15 protein-coding genes are annotated in these 17,358 nt (G+C 67.7%); 4 read left to right on the top strand and 11 right to left on the bottom strand.

Going from position 1 to position 17,358, the window contains the following annotated elements:
* Window positions 1-72: 72 nt before the first annotated feature.
* Window positions 73-2,922, bottom strand: coding sequence for an AMP-binding protein (locus K369_RS20085; RefSeq protein ID WP_036293659.1), 2,850 nt, complete (start codon window positions 2,920-2,922; stop codon window positions 73-75).
* Window positions 2,923-3,104: 182 nt separating this feature from the next.
* On the opposite strand from K369_RS20085, the gene K369_RS20080 reads away from it, so the two are divergent.
* From K369_RS20080 to purQ, 3 genes are all read left to right on the top strand, one after another.
* Window positions 3,105-3,983: a hypothetical protein gene (locus tag K369_RS20080; RefSeq protein WP_156967993.1), complete on the top strand. Its 879-nt coding sequence runs from the start codon at window positions 3,105-3,107 to the stop codon at window positions 3,981-3,983.
* A gap of 117 nt (window positions 3,984-4,100) precedes the next feature.
* Complete coding sequence (purS, locus tag K369_RS20075) at window positions 4,101-4,337, top strand: phosphoribosylformylglycinamidine synthase subunit PurS (protein ID WP_018267286.1); 237 nt, start codon at window positions 4,101-4,103, stop codon at window positions 4,335-4,337.
* Between the two features lie 4 nt (window positions 4,338-4,341).
* Window positions 4,342-5,028, top strand: coding sequence for a phosphoribosylformylglycinamidine synthase subunit PurQ (purQ, locus tag K369_RS20070; RefSeq protein WP_036293654.1), 687 nt, complete (start codon window positions 4,342-4,344; stop codon window positions 5,026-5,028).
* A gap of 21 nt (window positions 5,029-5,049) precedes the next feature.
* Here purQ and K369_RS20065 read toward each other — a convergent pair whose 3' ends face one another.
* The 3 genes from K369_RS20065 to K369_RS20055 all read right to left on the bottom strand — a co-directional run bounded on the left by K369_RS20065 (window position 5,050) and on the right by K369_RS20055 (window position 8,640).
* Window positions 5,050-6,054, bottom strand: coding sequence for a CorA family divalent cation transporter (locus tag K369_RS20065; RefSeq protein WP_036293652.1), 1,005 nt, complete (start codon window positions 6,052-6,054; stop codon window positions 5,050-5,052).
* Window positions 6,055-6,165: 111 nt separating this feature from the next.
* The gene (locus K369_RS20060; protein ID WP_156967992.1) at window positions 6,166-7,383 is read right to left on the bottom strand and encodes an acyltransferase; all 1,218 of its coding nucleotides are present in this window, start codon (window positions 7,381-7,383) and stop codon (window positions 6,166-6,168) included.
* A gap of 63 nt (window positions 7,384-7,446) precedes the next feature.
* The gene (locus K369_RS20055; protein WP_051949432.1) at window positions 7,447-8,640 is read right to left on the bottom strand and encodes an acyltransferase; all 1,194 of its coding nucleotides are present in this window, start codon (window positions 8,638-8,640) and stop codon (window positions 7,447-7,449) included.
* Between the two features lie 195 nt (window positions 8,641-8,835).
* Between K369_RS20055 and K369_RS20050 the strand changes: the two genes are divergently transcribed.
* Complete coding sequence (locus K369_RS20050; protein WP_036293650.1) at window positions 8,836-10,218, top strand: class II 3-deoxy-7-phosphoheptulonate synthase; 1,383 nt, start codon at window positions 8,836-8,838, stop codon at window positions 10,216-10,218.
* A 166-nt stretch (window positions 10,219-10,384) separates the two neighbouring features.
* Here the strand turns inward: K369_RS20050 and K369_RS20045 are convergent, their stop codons facing one another.
* The 7 genes from K369_RS20045 to fabF all read right to left on the bottom strand — a co-directional run bounded on the left by K369_RS20045 (window position 10,385) and on the right by fabF (window position 17,325).
* On the bottom strand, window positions 10,385-11,218 hold the full coding sequence (locus tag K369_RS20045) for an FTR1 family protein (protein WP_036293648.1): 834 nt from the start codon (window positions 11,216-11,218) through the stop codon (window positions 10,385-10,387).
* A gap of 10 nt (window positions 11,219-11,228) precedes the next feature.
* A complete protein-coding gene (locus K369_RS20040) occupies window positions 11,229-11,564 on the bottom strand; it encodes a cupredoxin domain-containing protein (RefSeq protein ID WP_036293647.1) in 336 nt (111 codons plus the stop codon).
* Window positions 11,565-11,792: 228 nt separating this feature from the next.
* Entirely contained in the window at window positions 11,793-12,146 is a 354-nt protein-coding gene (locus K369_RS20035; RefSeq protein ID WP_036293645.1) for a hypothetical protein, read from the bottom strand.
* 171 nt (window positions 12,147-12,317) lie between these two features.
* Entirely contained in the window at window positions 12,318-12,956 is a 639-nt protein-coding gene (gene gmk, locus K369_RS20030; RefSeq protein ID WP_018267296.1) for a guanylate kinase, read from the bottom strand.
* Between the two features lie 72 nt (window positions 12,957-13,028).
* Window positions 13,029-13,916 carry a YicC/YloC family endoribonuclease gene (locus K369_RS20025; protein ID WP_036293643.1) on the bottom strand — a complete coding sequence of 296 codons (888 nt, stop codon included), beginning with the start codon at window positions 13,914-13,916 and terminating at the stop codon, window positions 13,029-13,031.
* An 81-nt stretch (window positions 13,917-13,997) separates the two neighbouring features.
* Window positions 13,998-15,848 carry an endolytic transglycosylase MltG gene (gene mltG / locus K369_RS20020; protein ID WP_036293641.1) on the bottom strand — a complete coding sequence of 617 codons (1,851 nt, stop codon included), beginning with the start codon at window positions 15,846-15,848 and terminating at the stop codon, window positions 13,998-14,000.
* 214 nt (window positions 15,849-16,062) lie between these two features.
* Window positions 16,063-17,325: a beta-ketoacyl-ACP synthase II gene (gene fabF, locus K369_RS20015; protein ID WP_036293639.1), complete on the bottom strand. Its 1,263-nt coding sequence runs from the start codon at window positions 17,323-17,325 to the stop codon at window positions 16,063-16,065.
* Between the last annotated feature and the right edge of the window lie 33 nt (window positions 17,326-17,358).

Raw genomic sequence — 17,358 nt, 5'->3', positions numbered from 1 at the left:
CGAAACAATGATGAAGGGGCGAATCTACCCCCTCTCCCGCAAAGCGGGGGAGGGCTGGGGAGGGGGCCTTCGCTACGCTTCTCCCCGCTTCGGCTTGGACAATTCGCTCAAATCCGGCTCACCGCAGCGCGCGAGGATGGCGGCGCGGACATGATCCCGCAGCCGCAGCGCGCAGAGAAAATCGCTCCCGCCCGCCCGTATCGGCGGCAGGATAGTGAGCGACAGGGCCGAGCGGCGTGGGAACCATTGGCCGCCGCGCAACATGCCGCGGGTTCCGCGCAAGACGCCCGGATAGACCGGCAGCTCCGCCTCGGCGGCTATCTTGAACGCGCCGAGATAGAAGCCGCAGAGCCCGGCGCGGCGCGTGAACGTCCCCTCGGGGAAGAACACCAGATTTCGCCCCTCGCGCGCCGCCGCGACAAGGCTCTCCGCATCGGCGACGCTCGCGGCAATATCGTAGCGCTCGACGAAAAGCGCCCCGAGCCGGCGCAGGAACGGCCCGGCGAACATCTGCCCGGCCAGCTCCTTCTTGGCGACGAAGGCCGGCTCGCCCGGCAGGCGCGCGGCGAGCAGCATGGCGTCGACATAGCTCGAATGGTTGAAGGCGAGCACGGCCCCGCCCGTCGGCAGACGCTCCAGCCCTTCGGTCGTGACCTTCGCGCCAATGGCGCCGAGCATGGCGCCGGCGATCTTGCGCACGGCCGCCCAGCGCGAGCGGCGGGGCAGAATCATCACCGCCCACCAGGCGGCGAAATAGCCGGCGCAGACGGTGAGCCACCACCAGCAGGCATAGGCGAGCTCGCCCGCTCGTTGCGCCGCCCCACGCAGCGCCGGCCATAGGCCGAGCAGCGCCAGCCGGCCGATCTGCAGCCAGACCGGGCCGCGCGGCTCGCCGAGCCGCCCCTCCTCGAACAGCGCCTTGGCGGCGCTGCGGCGAATCTTGCCGCTCGAGGTTTTGGGCGTCGAGCGCGGCGGCAGGAAGCGGACTTCGTCCGCCGGCGCGCCGCAGACGGCGGCGACCGCCGCCTGAACTTTGGTCTCGAGCGCGCCCAGCGCTTCCGGCACGGTCTCATAGGTCTCGGCGACGACGATCAGCCGTTCCGTGCCGGTCTCCACATCGGGCGCCCCGAAAGCGGCGACGCAGCCCTTGCGAATGCCGGGAAGCGCGGCGACGGCCTCCTCTATCTCTTGCGGATAGAGATGCCGCCCGGCCCGGATCACTATGTCCTTGACCCGCCCGGTCACATAGATCTCGCCGCCGGCCATATAGGCGCGATCGCCGCTGTCGAGCCAGCCGCCTCGAATCAGCGCTTTGGTCTTCTCCTCATTGCGGAAATAACCCTTCGTGGCCGAGGGGCCGCGAAACTCCAGCCGCCCCTCGCGGCGCTCGGAAAGCTCGCGGCCGGCGGCGTCGACGATGCGAATCTCATGGCCCGGCAGCGGGGCGCCGCAGCCGACGATCTCGAGCGAGCCGGCCCCTTCCGCCGCCGGCTCGGCGCGGCCGTCGGTCGCCAGCGTCTCGCGGGAGATGCGGTCGACGGCCGGCGCGCGGCCGGGCGGCGGAAAGGCGAGGCCGACCGCATTTTCCGCGAGCCCATAGACCGGCGCCATGGCCTCCGCCCGAAAGCCGTATTTGGCGAATTTCTCGGCGAATCGCTGGATCGTGCGCGGGGAGATGGGCTCGGCGCCATTGGCGACCATGCGCAGCGAGGAGAGATCGAGCCCCTCGATCTGCGCCGGATCGATCTTATCGAGGCACAGCTCGAAGGCGAAATTGGGCGCGGCGCTCAGCGTGCCGCGATGGCGGTCGATCGCCTCGAGCCAGCTCGCCGGCCGCGAGAGGAAGGTCAGCGGCGACATGACATAGAGCGGCGCGCCGAAATGCAGGCAGCCGAGCCAGGCGCCGATCAGCCCCATATCGTGATAGAGCGGCAGCCAGCTCACAAAAGTGTCGGCCGAGCTCGCGCCGATGGCGAGGCCCATGGCGCGCACATTGGCGAGAAGATTGGCGTGGCTCAGCACCACGCCTTTGGGATCGCCCGTGCTGCCGGACGTATATTGCAGCATGGCGGTCGCGCCCGCTTCGCGCGTCGGCGGCAGCGGCGCGCCATTGGCGCCGCTGGTGAGATCGGCGACGCTGACGATCGCTTCCAAGCTCTCCACGCGCCCGCGGGCGAGGCCGGCGAGGCGCAGACCCTCCGGCGTGGTGACGAGCAGCCGCACCCCCGCATTGCGCAAAATGCCGATCTGGCGCGTGAGATGCTCCTCGATCTGCGCCATGCGCATCGGCGGATAGATCGGCACGGGAATGGCGCCGGCGTAGAGCGCGCCGAAAAAGCCGACGAAGAAATCGATTCCCGTCGGCAGCATCAGCGCGATGCGGTCGCCCGGCGCGACGTCGCGGGCGATGAGCCCCTCCGCCGCGCGCCGCGCCTCATCGGCGAGCCGCCAATAGGTGAGCGCGCCGCCGGGCGTCGCGGCGTCGCGCAGAAAGGTGAGATGCAGCCGCTCGGGATTTTGCGCGGCGTGCCAGTCCAGCGCCTCGGTCAGCGTCCTCGCCTCGAAGGCGGCGCGAATATGCGGCAGCGCCTCGGCGGGCGAAGGCTCGGCGAAGGCGGGCGGCTCGGCGCCGGAGGCCTTCGCGAGCGCCGTCAGCAGATCGCCGACCGTATCGGCGCGGCCCAGCTCCTCGAGCGGCAGAGGGGCGTGGAAGGCGCGCTCCAGCCGCATGTTCAATTCGGCGCGCGCCAGGCTGTCGACGCCGAGATCCTGCTCGAGCCGGCTGGACAGCGAAATCTCCGTCGCCGCGCCGCGCCGCGGATGCATCTCGCGGGCGAGCGAGTCGACGACGGCGAAAACCTCCCGCCGCGCCGCCTCCTGCGTGGCGCGCCGACGTCCCGGATAATTGGAGACCGCATGCATTGGGAGCTCCTCCCTCGCTGACGAGGCAGATAGAGCGAGGTCGGCGGCATTCGACTCTTTTCTGTAACCCGCCATCGACATGGGCCGCCAATAATCGCTCCGGTTGCGCTGACGTCAGCCTCGCGCAAGGCGGACGCCGGAAACTGGATACGCGTCCGACGCGCCATGGATGGTCACGAATCATGGTTTCGCCGATTTCCGCCCTCACATCCCGAGCGCCCAGCGTGCGCGCGCTGTCGCGCGTCTCGCAGGTCACGGCGAGAGCCGAGCCGGTGGAGGAGACGAGCGTCGAGACCACGACGACGGCCGCCAAGCCGCCGCCCCCGCCCGGTCCGGGCCTCCGCGACGCGCTGCCCGCCGGCTATCGCAATTTCGCCATGCCGCTCGGCGCCGAAGCCGACGAGCCGCTCGCCGGCGAGGATGCGCCCTTGCGGTCGGCCTATGGGCCGAGCGCGGCGGCGCTCTCCGGCCTGCCGCGCCTCATCGGCGAGCGCATTCCGCTGCGCATCGTCATTCGCGAGGCGCAGACCGCCTTGCGCGCGGCGGCGGAGGCGCGCGGCGAGACGGTCCGAGAATTCCTCGACGCCGCCGACACCGTTCCGCGCGCGCGCCTGCCCTCGCGCAATTCAGCCGAGGCCGCGCCGACGATTCGCGCCGCGCTTCTGGTCCGCGACGGCGAGCGGGACACGGCGACCATCGATCTCTATGTGACCAAGACCGGGCCGGGCGCCTTCGAGGCCGCCGCCTATGACCGCGATTTCGCCTCGCCCTCCGGCGGCTTTCCCTATGCCACGCCTCCGCTCTTCATCGATCGCATCAATTTCGATCCCGCCTATCAGGCCGTGGTCGCGGCCGTCGCCAGCCCGCCGCGCCGGCGAAGCGCCGCGAGCGGCGGCGGGGCGTCGCCGGTCGGCTCTATCGTCGTTACCTCAGTGATCGGCGTCGCGACCTTCGTCGCTGTCATGCTGACGCTCGCCGCCGGCCAGCCGGTGTTCGCCGCCACGATCGCGCTGCTCGGCGCCATGGGCTTCGTCTACACGCTGCGCTCGCGCTCGGCCTGAAGCGTCGTAGCGAAATTCTCTCGGCCAGAAATTCTCTCCCCCAGAAATCTTGCGCTCCGGCGCGTCCCCCGCTAACCCTGCGGCCAGCCTCCGAAGCCCAAACAGGGAAGCCGCCGCATGAAAGCCCGCGTCATCGTCACCTTGAAGAACGGCGTGCTCGATCCGCAGGGCAAAGCCATTGAAGGCGCGCTGGCCTCGCTCGGCGTCGAGGGCGTCGGCGGCGTGCGGCAGGGCAAGGTGTTCGACATAGAGCTCGAGGGCTCCGACCGCGCCCTCGCCGAGGCGCGGCTGCGGACCGCCTGCGAGAAGCTGCTCGCCAACACCGTCATCGAGAATTTCCAGATCGAGATCTGATCCAATGAAAGCCGCCGTCCTCGTCTTTCCCGGCTCCAATCGCGAAGGCGATATGGCGCGCGCGCTCGCCCAAGCCACCGGCCACGAGCCCGCAATGGTGTGGCATTCGCAGACCGAGCTGCCCGCAGGCACCGATCTCGTCGTGCTGCCGGGCGGCTTCTCCTATGGCGATTATCTGCGCTGCGGCGCCATCGCCGGCCGCGCCGCCATTATGGACGCGGTGCGCGCCCATGCCGCGCGCGGCGGCCTGACGCTCGGCGTCTGCAACGGCTTTCAGATTTTGTGCGAGGGCGGGCTGCTGCCGGGCGTGCTGATGCGCAACGCCAATCTGCGCTTCGTCTGCCGCATGCAGCATTTGCGCGTCGAGCGCGCCGACACGGCCTTCACCAGCCATTATCGGCAGGGCCAGACGATCGAGGTCGCCATCGCCCATGGCGAGGGCAATTACGAGGCCGATGACGAGACGATCGCCCGGCTCGAGGGCGAGGGGCTGGTCGCCTTCCGCTATTGCGATTCGCTCGGCCGCATCGGCGGCGAGGCCAATCCCAACGGCTCGCGCAACGACATCGCCGGAATCTTCTCCGAGCGCCGCAATGTGCTCGGCCTGATGCCGCATCCGGAAAATCTCATCGATCCGCTGGTCGGCGGAATCGACGGCCGCGGATTATTCGAGAGCTTAGCTGCGGCGTGAGGCTGAACGGCGCGCGCTCCGTTATCCCTCGCGGCGCTTGATCCACATCAGCGCGAAAAAGGCCGCCGCGGCCGAGGCGATGCAGAGCGCCGCCGCATAGAGCGTCCCCTGCTCATTATCGGCGAAGAACAGATTCTTCGTGTTCATGCCGAATATGCCGGAGACGAGAGTCGGCGGCATGAGCAGAGTGCCGAGAATAGTCAGCACATAGAGCTGGCGATTGGTCTCCGCCGTGAAATTGGAGACGATCTCGTCCTGCAGCAGCCGCGCGCGCTCCTCCACCGCCTGCAGCTCCTGCTGCAGCGAATCGAAACGCTGCGTCAGCCGCCGCAGCGCCGCATGGATCGGCGGCGTGACGCGCGGCGAGAAAGCCGTGCGGGAAAAAACGCGCTGACCATCGGCGAGCTCGCGCCGCAGCCGGATCGTCTGGCGACGCAGCGCGCCGAGATCGCGGCGATCGTCATGCGTCTCGTCGTCCAGCACGCGATCCTCGATCTTGTTGAATTTGGCGAGAAGCTTCTCGAGGCCGGTGTCCATGGAGACGAGGCTGCGCGTCACCAGCGCCTCGAAGAGATCGAGCGGCGTTGGCAGCCGCTGGCCCTCCAACGCGGCCTGCCGAATGGCGGCCGTCGACTCGACGGCGTAGCGGCGGGCGGTGACGATGCAGCGCTCGGTGACGACGACTCGCAGCGGACGCAGCACATCTTCCTCACGCTCGAGATCGCGGCCGTAATCGGCGATCACGCCCCACAGCGCCTGCTCGTCGGCGTCCAGCCGCTGATGGCTGTCCTGATCTATGAGCAGGGCGCGCGCCTCCGCCGGCATTTGCTGGCGACCGGCGACCCAATCGCGATAGCGCAGATCGGCGACATTGAGGTGGACCCAGAAATAGCCGTCGGCGTCCGTATCGAGCCGTGAGGCGTCGTGGTCGGCGACGAGCGTCGCCGCGCCGTCCGCATCGAAGCGCATGACCCAGAGAAAGGGCGAATCGCCCACGATCGCGCCGGCCGGCGGCAACGTCTTCATTTTCGTGCGTCCCCGCGAGCGCGCGCCTTCGGCGGCCCGTCTAGGGTCCTCGCCATTAGAGGAGGGATGCGACGGTTCGTCGACAGAGGGCGGCACGGATGACCTTCAGGCTCATGCGTCGGCTTTTTGCGGCTCGCGCTTCAGCTCCTCGATCGGCTGCGGGAACCGCCGGCGCCGACGCTCCTCCGCCGCCTCGAAGGCATTGCGCAGCGCGCGCCGCAGGGCGTTGGTGTGCGCCTCGGTGACGCGCGAGAAGAGGAAGCCGAAGACGACCGCCGCCGTCATTACCGCCGCCATCACCAGCCAATGGACGGGCGTCGCCAGCTCGCGCGCCCATAGCGCGCCGAAATGCCGATCGGCCAGGGCGCGCGCCAGAATCAGCACGGGCATGTGGACGCTGTAGAGCGAAAAGGAGAAATCGGCGAGCCGCCGATGCAGCTGCGGCTGGAACAGCGCCCAGCCCTGCTGCGGCCCGAAGCGCAGCGTCACCACGAGATTGAGGAAGAGAACGGCCGACAATGTATCGGCGAGATCGGCGAGATAGGGATAAGCCTCGAGATTGGGGCCGCGCACCAATAGGCGGATCGGGATGACGGCCGCGACATAGAGCGCGAGCGCGATCCAGCGCGACTGAACCAGCGGGCGCCGCGCCAGAGTCGCCAGCGCGCCGAGGCCCCAGAGCAGATAGCCGAAACGAAACCAGCCGCCGGAAGGAATCGACATCACGATGAGAATGGCGAGGCCGAGCGCGAAGCCGATGGCGCGCGCCCGCAGCGAATAGGCGCGGGCGAAGGGCAGCAGCAGCAGCGGGAAGGAGATGTAATACCAGAACTCGCAGGCGAGCGACCAGAGCGGCCCATTGGTGCCGAAGAAATCGCAATAGATCGCCGAGAGATTGGCCAATGAGCCGAGGAAGAGATCGGCGCGATAATGGTCCTTGAACACCGGCCAGTCATAGACGCCGCTGTCGCCGAGCCAGCCGCGCCCGATCCAATCCACCGCCACTGTGACGAGCAGCGCCGGCGCGAGGACGATATAGATGCGCGCGAAGCGATGGATGAGATAATCGCGCAGGAAGGGCTTGTCCTTGCGCAATTGCGCCAGCACCGCGCCGCCGACGAGATAGCCCGAGATCGCGAAGAAGCCGACGACGGCCTGATGTCCGAGCTCGAAGCTGACGAAGAACCACCAGGCGTAGACGCTCGCCGCATGGGGCGCGCTCATTATGTCGGCGAGATTGACGAACATATTGGTGGAATGGACGGCGAGCACGAGCAGCGCGCCCACCCAACGGCATGCCTCGATGAATTGCGACAAAAGGACCGGCATGTGTCTCCGACGGCTTTGGAGCGAGCGGGTCGCCCCAAATGAAAAAAGCAGGACAGGGCCGAGTTATAGCCCCTCGGCTCGACCTTGGCCAACCCAGCGGGCGCGCTCGCCGAGCCGCGCGCGCCGGTCCAGCGCGGCGACAGCGGCGTGCAGAAGCCGCCGCAGCGCCGGCGTATGCGCCTCGGTCAGACGCGAGAAGACGAAGGCCGTCGCGACGGCGACGAGGAGCAGCGCCGCCGTGACGAGCCAATGCGTCGGCGTCGGCAGAAGCTTGTGCCAGTCCGCGCCGAAAATATGGCCGGCTCCCGCCCAGAAGAAGAAAACGATCGGCATATGCGTGGCGTAGAGCGAGAAGGAGAAATCCGCGAGCCGGCGATGCAGCGTCGAACGCCCGAAAGCAAAGCCGCTTTCCGTGAAGCGTAGCGTCGCCAGCAGATTGGCGAGCGTCGCCGCGGTGAGCCCGTCGGCGATGTCGTGCAGAACCGGATGCGCCTCGAAGAGCGGCCCGCGCGCGGCGAGACGACCGACGACGAGCGCCGCGAGACAGATCCCCAGCGACAGATATTTGCCGGAGAGCAGCGGACGCGGCGCGCGGGCCGCCAGCGCGCCCATGGCCCAAAGTGCGAAGCCGAAAGGCACGCGCGAGGAGGGAAGCGAGAGGAACAGCAGCAGCAGCGCGCCGAGCGCGAAGCCGACAAGACGCGCGGGCTCCGAATAGGCGCGCGCCCACGGAAGCAGCAGTAGCGGGAACAGCAGATAATACCAGAACTCGCAGGCCAGCGACCACAGTGGACCGTCGGAGCCGGCCTGGCCGGCCCAGATGTTCTGCTGCATGGCCAGCGCCGAGAGAATGCGCGAGGGCTCATAGGCGCCCTCGAGGCCGGGAAGCTCATAGACGCCCGCGCCGGCGAAGAGGTCGCGGCCGAGCGCGTCGAGAGCGAAGGTCAGCGCCAGCGCCGGGACCAGCACCAGATAGATGCGGGCGAAGCGATCGATGAAATAGGCGCGCAGGAAGGGCGTGCGCCGCTCCATGGCCGCGAAGACGCGGCCGCCGACGAGAAAGCCCGACAGCACGAAAAAGACCGTCACCGCCTGATGCGAGAAGGCGGTGACGAACCACCAGAGATAGACCAGCGGCCCATGCGGCGCGACCATTATGTCGCTCGAGGAGATGAGCACATTGGCGTGAGCGAGCAGAACGGCGAGAGCGGCGAGCCAACGGGCGGCGTGAACGAAATCCGACAAAAAGACAGGCATGAAAAAAGCGCTCGTACGAAAAGGGCGCCGACGAGGCTAGGGAAAGCGGCGCGCCGCGTCATCTTGCGGAAAGACCGCAGGTCGCATGCGAGGGAGCACGGCGACGCTTGCGGCGGGCGGGCAAAAGCTCGCCTCCGCGGGCCGGCTCCTGTATAGCTGGGCCGCGCAGGGGAGCGGCGAGCAGGAGCCAGGCTAGTGGAGAATTGGACGCCCGGAAGCTGGAGAGCGAGACCGATCGAGCAGACGCCGATCTATCAGGATCAGGCGGCGCTCGCCGATGTCGAGCGGCAGCTCGCCGGATTTCCGCCCCTCGTCTTCGCCGGCGAGGCGCGCAATTTGAAACGCTCGCTCGGCGAGGTGGCGGCCGGCCGCGCCTTTCTGCTGCAGGGCGGCGATTGCGCCGAGAGCTTCAGCGAGCATTCGGCCGATAATATCCGCGATTTCTTCCGCGTCTTCCTGCAAATGGCGGTGGTGCTGACCTATGCGGCGGCCTCGCCCGTGGTGAAGGTCGGCCGCATCGCTGGTCAATTCGCCAAGCCGCGCTCCGCCCCCACCGAGAAGCAGGGCGCGCTGGAGCTGCCGAGCTATCGCGGCGACATCATCAACGACATCGAATTCACCGCCGCCGCCCGCACGCCCGATCCGCAGCGGCAGCTGATGGCCTATCGGCAATCGGCGGCGACGCTCAACCTCATCCGCGCATTCGCGACGGGCGGCTTCGCCAATCTCGTCAATGCGCATCGCTGGATGCTGGGCTTCGTGCGCAACAGCCCGCTCTCGGATCGCTATTCGCAGCTCGCCGACCATATCAGCGAGACCTTGGGCTTCATGCGCGCCATCGGCCTCGATCCCGAGCATCATCCCGAGCTGCGGCAAACGGATTTCTACACCTCTCACGAGGCGCTGCTGCTCGGCTATGAGCAAGCGCTGACCCGCGTCGATTCGCTCGAGGGCGGCTATTTCGCCACCTCCGGCCATTTCCTCTGGATCGGCGACCGCACGCGCCAGGAGGACGGCGCCCATATCGAATATCTCCGCGGCGTGCAGAACCCCATCGGCCTCAAATGCGGGCCGAGCCTGAAGCCCGACGCGCTGCTGCGCCTCATCGACAAGCTCGATCCGCAGAACGAGCCGGGGCGGCTGACGCTCATCTGCCGTTTCGGCTCCGACAAGGCGGCCGAGGCGCTGCCGCCGATCCTGCGCGCCGTCGCCCGCGAGGGGCGCAATGTCGTGTGGTGCTGCGATCCGATGCACGGCAACACGATCAGCGCCGGCGGCCGCAAGACTCGGCCTTTCGATCGCGTGATGGCGGAAATCCGCAATTTCTTCGAGGTTCACCGCGCCGAGGGAACTTACGCCGGCGGCATTCACCTCGAGATGACGGGACAGAATGTCACCGAATGCATGGGCGGCGCGCGCGATATTTCCGAGCAGGAGCTCGGCGTGCGTTACGACACCACCTGCGATCCGCGCCTCAACGCCGAGCAGGCGATAGAAGTGGCCTTCCTCGTCGCGGAATTGCTGAAGGCCGAGCGGCTCGCGCGCGGCGCGCAGGAGCAGGACGCGGCGGCGGAGTAAAAGCGCGAGCGAATTTCTCCCTCTCCCCGCGAGCGGGAAGAGGGCCGGGGTGAGGGGCTCGGGGCGTGAGCCACAGACGGAAAACGCCCCCGGCCCCTCATCCGCACCTTCTCCCCGCAATGCGGGGAGAAGGAAGGCGGCAAATGCCGCGCGAAGCGATCGTTCGTCACTCCGCCGCGGCATGAACAGTCGCGGCGCCCGGCCGCGGAGAGGCGAGGCGGGTGGCGATGATAATGCCCGCCAGCGTCGCCACATAGACGACGAGCTGCAACGCCGTCGGCTGGTCGACATAGCCGATCAGCGTATGCAGCACGCGGCCGAAGAGGCTCGAATCCGGCAGCACGCCGGATGTGTCCCACACCGTCTGCGAAAGCGCGGTGACGATCCAAGCCTGTTGCAGAAAGCCGGCGCATTGGGCCGCGAGGCCGGCCGCCAGCAGCGTGATCATCGCCGTCGTCACGGCGAACAAATGCCGCGCCGGAATGGTGACGAGGCCGAAATAGGTGAGCGCGCTGACGCCCGCGCCGAGCACGAGGCCCGCCACGCCGCCGGCGAAGAGATCTGCCGCCGTCTCGCCCGAGGCGAGAATTCCGTAGAGGAACAGCGCGACCTCCGAGCCTTCCCGCAGCACGGCGAGCGCGACGACCACCGCGAGGGCGAAGAAGGATTTGTCGCCCGAGACGGCGGCGCGGCCGGCCGCCGCCAGCTCGCTCGCCAGCTCGCGGCCGTGGCGCGCCATCCAAATATTATGCGTGGCGAGCATCACCACCGCCACCGCGAGAACGCCGGCGTTGAACAGTTCCTGCCCACGGCCGGCGACGGCCTGCGACAGCGCATCGGCGAACAGCGCGACGACGCCGGCGCCGAGCGCGCCCGCCGCCACGCCGCCGAAGACATAGGCCCGGGAGCCGCGCGCGCCGCGCGTGACGGCGAGCACGATGCCGATGACGAGACCCGCCTCTATGACCTCGCGAAAGACAATGATGAGTGCGCCCAGCATGGTGTGATCCTTACTCGACGACGAGCTCGCCCTTGGCCGTATCCTCGTGATATTCGCCGACGAAATGATAGCGGCCGGGCTTCAGCGGGCGCACGCGCACGGTGATCTCGGCCTTGCCGGCGACGACCTTCTCGATCTTGAGCGCCTTGCTCTCGAACTCCTCCGGCGTCGAGTCGAGATTCTTCACGACGATGGTGATCGGCTTGTCGGCGGGGGCATGCAGCTCGGAGGTCGAGAAGCGATGATCCTTGATGGAGATTTCGAGAGAGGTCTCGTCGGCCGCGACGGCGGCGCCGACGCCCGCCGCGAGAGCGGCGGCGACGAGAAGGATACGGGAGGAATTCATTTTACGCCTTTCGATGAATCGTTTCGACGCCTTCGCCCACGCCCCGCGTGAAGCGAAGCAAGAACCGGCCCACCGCCAAGCGCGACGCGGACGCAGCGAGGCCCGCCCATGAATGCGCTACAGCTTGAATATCAAGGTAGTTAAAGGGCCGCCGCGCCACAACGGCGCGAGTTGAGATTGCTTCCAATCTGACTGGCTTCCGATGCGGCGTGGACGAAATGTCGCGACTCAGCCGGGATAGCCGTGGCGCGCCTTGCTCGCATGCACCAGAGCGACGGCCTGAGCGTCGCGACCCGCCGAGCAGGCCGAGGCGGCGGCGGCGATCTCGTTCTGGATCGTCGCATAGACGCCCTGAGTCACGTGGCCCATGGCGAGATCATTGTCCATGATCGCACGATAGCGGCGGATGGCGCCGGAGCAGCCGGAGCCCTCGGGAAGCTCGAAGCCAGCGGGCGTCGTGTTGCGAGTCGCGACCGCCGGCGCCTGCGCGACGGCGACAGGCTGCGCGGAATTGCAGGCGGCGAGGCACAGCGCCGCGAAGGCGGGAGCGACGCGCTCGAGCAATGTCTTCGGGACTGTCATGGCGAGATCGAGGTCCTCTCTCTTTCAAACCGCTCCCTCATCCTGAGGCGCTTTTTGCGGAACGCAAAAAGCCTCGAAGGATGCTCCAGCGCGCGGGCGTTTCGACCCTTCGAGACACCGGCTGCGCCGGCTCCTCAGGGCGAGGGACTGTGGCCTCACGCGCTCGCAGAATCACTCGCTCAACAGACGCGCGACGAAAGCTTCTATGCCCGGCAGGCGACGCGGCCGGCGCTGACGCTCGGCGCGCAATATTGCGAGAAGATCGTCGAAAGTGCGCTGCAGATCGTCGTTGACCAGCACATAATCATATTGCTTCCAACGCTGAATCTCATTGCGCGCATTCTCGAGACGGCGCTCGATCGTCTCGCGCGAATCTTCCGCGCGGCGCTCGAGACGCGCGCGCAGCTCTTTCATCGACGGCGGCAGAATGAAGACGGTGACAGTGTCCGCGGCCATCTTGTCGCGCACCTGCTGCGTGCCCTGATAATCGATATCGAAGAGCGCATCGCGGCCTTCGCGCAAAATCTCTTCCACCGGCGCGCGCGGCGTGCCGTAATAATTTCCGTGCACCTCCGCCCATTCCAGCAATTCGCCGCTGTCGCGCATCGACTCGAAGCGGCTCTTGGAAATGAAGGAATAATGGATGCCGTCCACCTCGCTGGAGCGACGCGGGCGCGTCGTCACCGAGATCGAGAGGGTGAGATCGAGCTCGCGGTTCTGCAGCAGCATGCGCGTCAGCGTCGTCTTCCCCGCGCCGGAGGGCGAGGAGAGGATGAGGACGATTCCGCGGCGGTCTGGCGTTGTGGGCATCTCAGATCCAGCAAATAGCGAGTGGCGAAGGGAGCGCGTCTTTCGCGCTACTCCCTATTCGCTATTTTCTCCTCACTCAATGTTCTGCACCTGCTCGCGCCATTGCTCCACCTCGATCTTGAGCTCGAGGCCGAGCGCGGTGAGCGCGCCATCATTGGATTTGGCGCAGAGCGTGTTGGTCTCGCGCGATAATTCCTGGGCGAGAAAATCAAGGCGGCGGCCGATCGGGCCGCCCTTACCGATCAGCTCGCCGGCGCTGACCACATGGGCCTTCAGCCGGTCCAGCTCCTCGCGAATGTCGGCCTTGACCGCGAGCAGCACCGCCTCCTGATGCAGGCGTTGCGCGTCGAAGGAATGGCCCGTCTCCAGCAGAGCGGCAATCTGCGTGGCGAGCCGCGCGCGCACCGCCTCGGCCGAGCGGCCGGGCAGCGCCTCCGCCTGCGCGGTCAATTCGCCGATGCGCGCCAGACGCGCCGTCAGCACATCGCCAATGGCCGCGCCTTCGGAAACGCGTGAGGCGGTCAGCGCCTCCAGCGCTTGCGCCAATGTCGCCAGCACCTTCGCGTCGAGCGCATTGCGCTGCTCCTCATCATCCTCCGGCTCTATGACCTCGACAATGCCGCGCACGGCGAGCAGGCCGTCGAGCGAAGCCGGCCGCAAGGATGCGTGCAGCGGCACATCGTCCAGCGCCTTCAGCAGACGCTCCAGCGCGGGGCGATTGATGCGCGTCTCGACCACGGCGTCGTCGCGTCGCGCGGTGAGATTGGCGAAGCAGGAGCCGCGAGCGATGCGGCCGGAGATCAGCGCGCGCGCCTTTACCTCCACCGCATCGAAATTGGGCGGAACGCGCAGCCGCAGATCCAGCCCTTTGGAATTGACGGTCTTGATTTCCCAAGCGTAGCGCCACGGTCCGAGACTGTCGTGAGCGCGGGCGAAGCCGGTCATGCTGGCGAGAGACATTGCGATCCTTGGTCGGGGCGAATAGCGAGTAGCGAATAGCGAGCGGCAGTCTATTCGCTACTCGCTATCTCGCTGCTTCGATCACCGAAACTTGGCCACATCCGGCACGGTCTTGGCGGAGTTCAAATCCCAGCCGCGATCCCGCAGCGGATCGAGCGCCGTGCCTTCCGAAGCGTCGAAGGCGCGCGCGCGCGCGGCGCGCGGCGCCTGGCCGGCGTCGGCCGAAGCGGAGAGCGGCAAGGGGCGGTCGACGGGCCGCTCCTCGACCGCCAAGCCGAGACGCGCGGCGCGGGCGCGCTGCTCGGCGCGTAGAGTGGCGGAGACCGGATAGCTCGCCGACGAATCGAGACCGTCGTCCTCGGCCAGCTCATCGGAGCCGGCCTGCGAATCATCCGCCGCGGCGGCGATCATCGTGACGGCGGCGCGCGCCTCGGGCTGGGCGCGCTGGGCGAATTGCGTGGTGAAGAACGGCGGCGCGACCAGCGCCACGGCGGCGCGCTCGGCCGTGAGCCGCAGGCTCTCCTCATTGTCGCCGGCATATTCGAACGGGATGGACGGCAGAGCGGCGCCGATTCGCTTCAATGCGCCATGGCGCGGATCGGCCGCCGTCACCGGCTCCATCTGCGCATCGGCCAGCGCCACCAGCCGGCCGAAAGCCGCGTCGCCGCGCTTTTCCCGCGGGGCGGGCTGCGTCGGCCCGACGACGGCGCCGGGCTCCAAGCGATCGACGCCCAAGGCGCGATCCTTCTCGATCTGCCGCCAGCGCTGGACATTGCGCGAATGCTGCTCGAGCGTCTCGGCGAAGACATGGCCGCCGGTTCCATCGGCGACGAAATAGAGCTCCTGCGTGCGCGAGGGATTGGCGACAGCCTCCAGCGCCGCGCGGCCCGGATTGGCGATCGGCCCCGGCGGCAGGCCGTCGATCGCGTAAGTGTTATAGGGCGTCCACTTCTCGACCTCGGACTTCAAGATCCCACGGCCGAGCGTCGCGCGCCCGCCGACGAGGCCGTAGACGATGGTGGGGTCCGACTGCAGCCGCATGCCCTTGCGTAGGCGATTGACGAAGACGGCGGCGACGCGCGGCCGCTCATCGGCCTTGCCAGTCTCCTTCTCCACGATGGAGGCGAGCGTCACCAGCTCATAGGGCGTCTTGACGGGAAGGTCGGGGTTGCGACGCGCCCAGATCTGATCGAGCAGCTTGCGCTGATCCTCCTGCATCTTCAGCAGCAGCTTGCCGCGCGGATAGCCGCGCGCGACCTTATAGGTCTCCGGCAGCAGCGCGCCCTCCTTGGGCAGCTCCGCCATGTCGCCGGCCAGAAAGTCGCTCTCGCGCAGCCGCGAGACGATCTGCTCGGTCGTCAGCCCCTCGGGAATGGTCACGCCATGCAGGATCTGCCGGCCATTGATGAGCTCGTCCATCACCTCGCGCAGGCTGGCGTTCTGCTTGAACGCATATTCGCCGCGCTTCAGGTTGCCGCGCACGCCCTCGATGACCAGAGCGATATTCATCAGGATCGGATTGTCGATGACGCCGTCCCGCTCGAGCTGCGCGAGAATCTCGGGGACGTCGCTGTGCGGAGCGATATAGACGATCTTCTCGGCGGCGAGCGGACCCGGCTCGCGCAGCTTGTGCAGCACGGCGATGAGGCCGAAGACGCCGGCGACGGCGACGACCAGCAGCAAGGAGAGCAGGCTGCTGAGCGCAGAGAGCGTTCCCTCGCGCTTGCGGCGCGGCGGGGGCGGCGGCGGAGCATCCGCGCCGCCGGAGCCGCGCAGGCTGGCGCGGCGGCGGAAGAATGAGGAGGATTGGCTCTGAGACTGCGCGCCTGCGGGCTCCGGCCCCGCGGCCACGGCACCCTTCGCGTCCTGCCCTCGGGCCTCGGACGGGCCATCCTTGGGCGTCTCGGACGAATCATTGGGAGCATCGCTCATCGGGAAACTCCGTCTCTTTGGTTTCGGGCCGTGTCGTGATTCGGATCACACCGACCAGAAAAACGCGACGGACCGAACAAAACGCCTCCGCGGCGGCGCGCCGAGGAGGATTGCGACGACTTTGCGGCGCTCGCGCGTCCGTTACCCTATCGTTCTTTGTGGCGAAATCAGGAACGCCCTTCGTCCACGGCTGCGCGCGAGCGCGGCGGCGCCGCTACTGCGGGCGCCGGAAGACGAGGGACGCGTTGGTGCCGCCGAAGCCGAAGGAATTGGAAAGGACGATGTCGATCTTACGCTCCCGCGCCTTGCGCGGCACGAGGTCTATTTCGGTCGCGACCGAGGGATTGTCCAGATTGCGCGTGGGCGGCGCGACGCCATGGGTGAGCGCCAATATGGAATAGATCGCCTCCACGGCTCCGGCCGCGCCGAGCAGATGCCCGATCGCCGATTTGGTCGAGGACATGGAGAGGCTCGGCGTCTCATTGCCGATGAGGCGATGCACCGCCTGCAGCTCGATCTCGTCGCCGAGCGGCGTCGAGGTGCCGTGGGAATTCACATAATCCACATCCGAGACGCGCAGGCCGGCGCGCTTCAGCGCGATCCCCATGCAGCGATAGGCGCCGTCGCCGTCCGGCGCGGGCGCCGTGATGTGATAGGCGTCGCCGGACATGCCATAGCCGATCAGCTCGGCGTAGATTCGCGCGCCGCGCGCCACCGCATGCTCATAAGATTCGAGAACGACGCAGCCGGCGCCCTCGCCCATCACGAAGCCGTCGCGATCACGATCATAGGGCCGCGAGCCCGCCTCGGGACGATCGTTGAAGCCGGTCGACAGCGCCTTGCAGGCCGCGAAGCCCGCGACGCCGATGCGATTGACCGGCGATTCGGCGCCGCCGGCCACCATCACCTCCGCCTCGCCCAGCGCGATCAGCCGGCCCGCGTCGCCAATGGCGTGCGCGCCGGTGGAGCAGGCGGTGACGACGGCGTGATTCGGCCCTTTGAGGCCGTGCATGATCGACACATAGCCGGAGGCCAGATTGATGATGCGGCCGGAGATGAAGAAAGGCGACACGCGTCGCGGGCCTTTCTCCTTCAGCGTGATGGAGGTCTCATAAATGCCGCCCAGGCCGCCGATGCCGGAGCCGATCAGCACGCCGGTCGTGTTCTGCTTTTCCGCCGTATCGGCCTTCCAGCCGGCGTCGGCCAGCGCCTGAGTGGCCGCGGCGACTCCATAGATGATGAAGTCGTCGACCTTGCGCTGCTCTTTGGGCTCGAACCAGGCGTCGGGATCGAAGGTTCCGTTGGAACCGTCTCCGCGCGGCACGAAACCTGCTATCTGACATGGGAGATCCGACGCCTCGAAGGTGTCGATGCGGCGAAAGCCGTGCTCTCCGGCGATGAGCCGCCGCCAATTGACGTCCACGCCACAGCCCAACGGCGAAACGATGCCGAGTCCGGTGACCACCACCCTGCGCATGGATTCTCTCGAGAGCTGTGCCTTGCAGTTCAT

Source organism: Methylosinus sp. PW1 (assembly GCF_000745215.1).
GTDB lineage: Bacteria > Pseudomonadota > Alphaproteobacteria > Rhizobiales > Beijerinckiaceae > Methylosinus.
The sequence above is the reverse complement of the archived record's forward strand: the minus strand, read 5'-3'. Positions and strand labels throughout refer to the sequence as shown.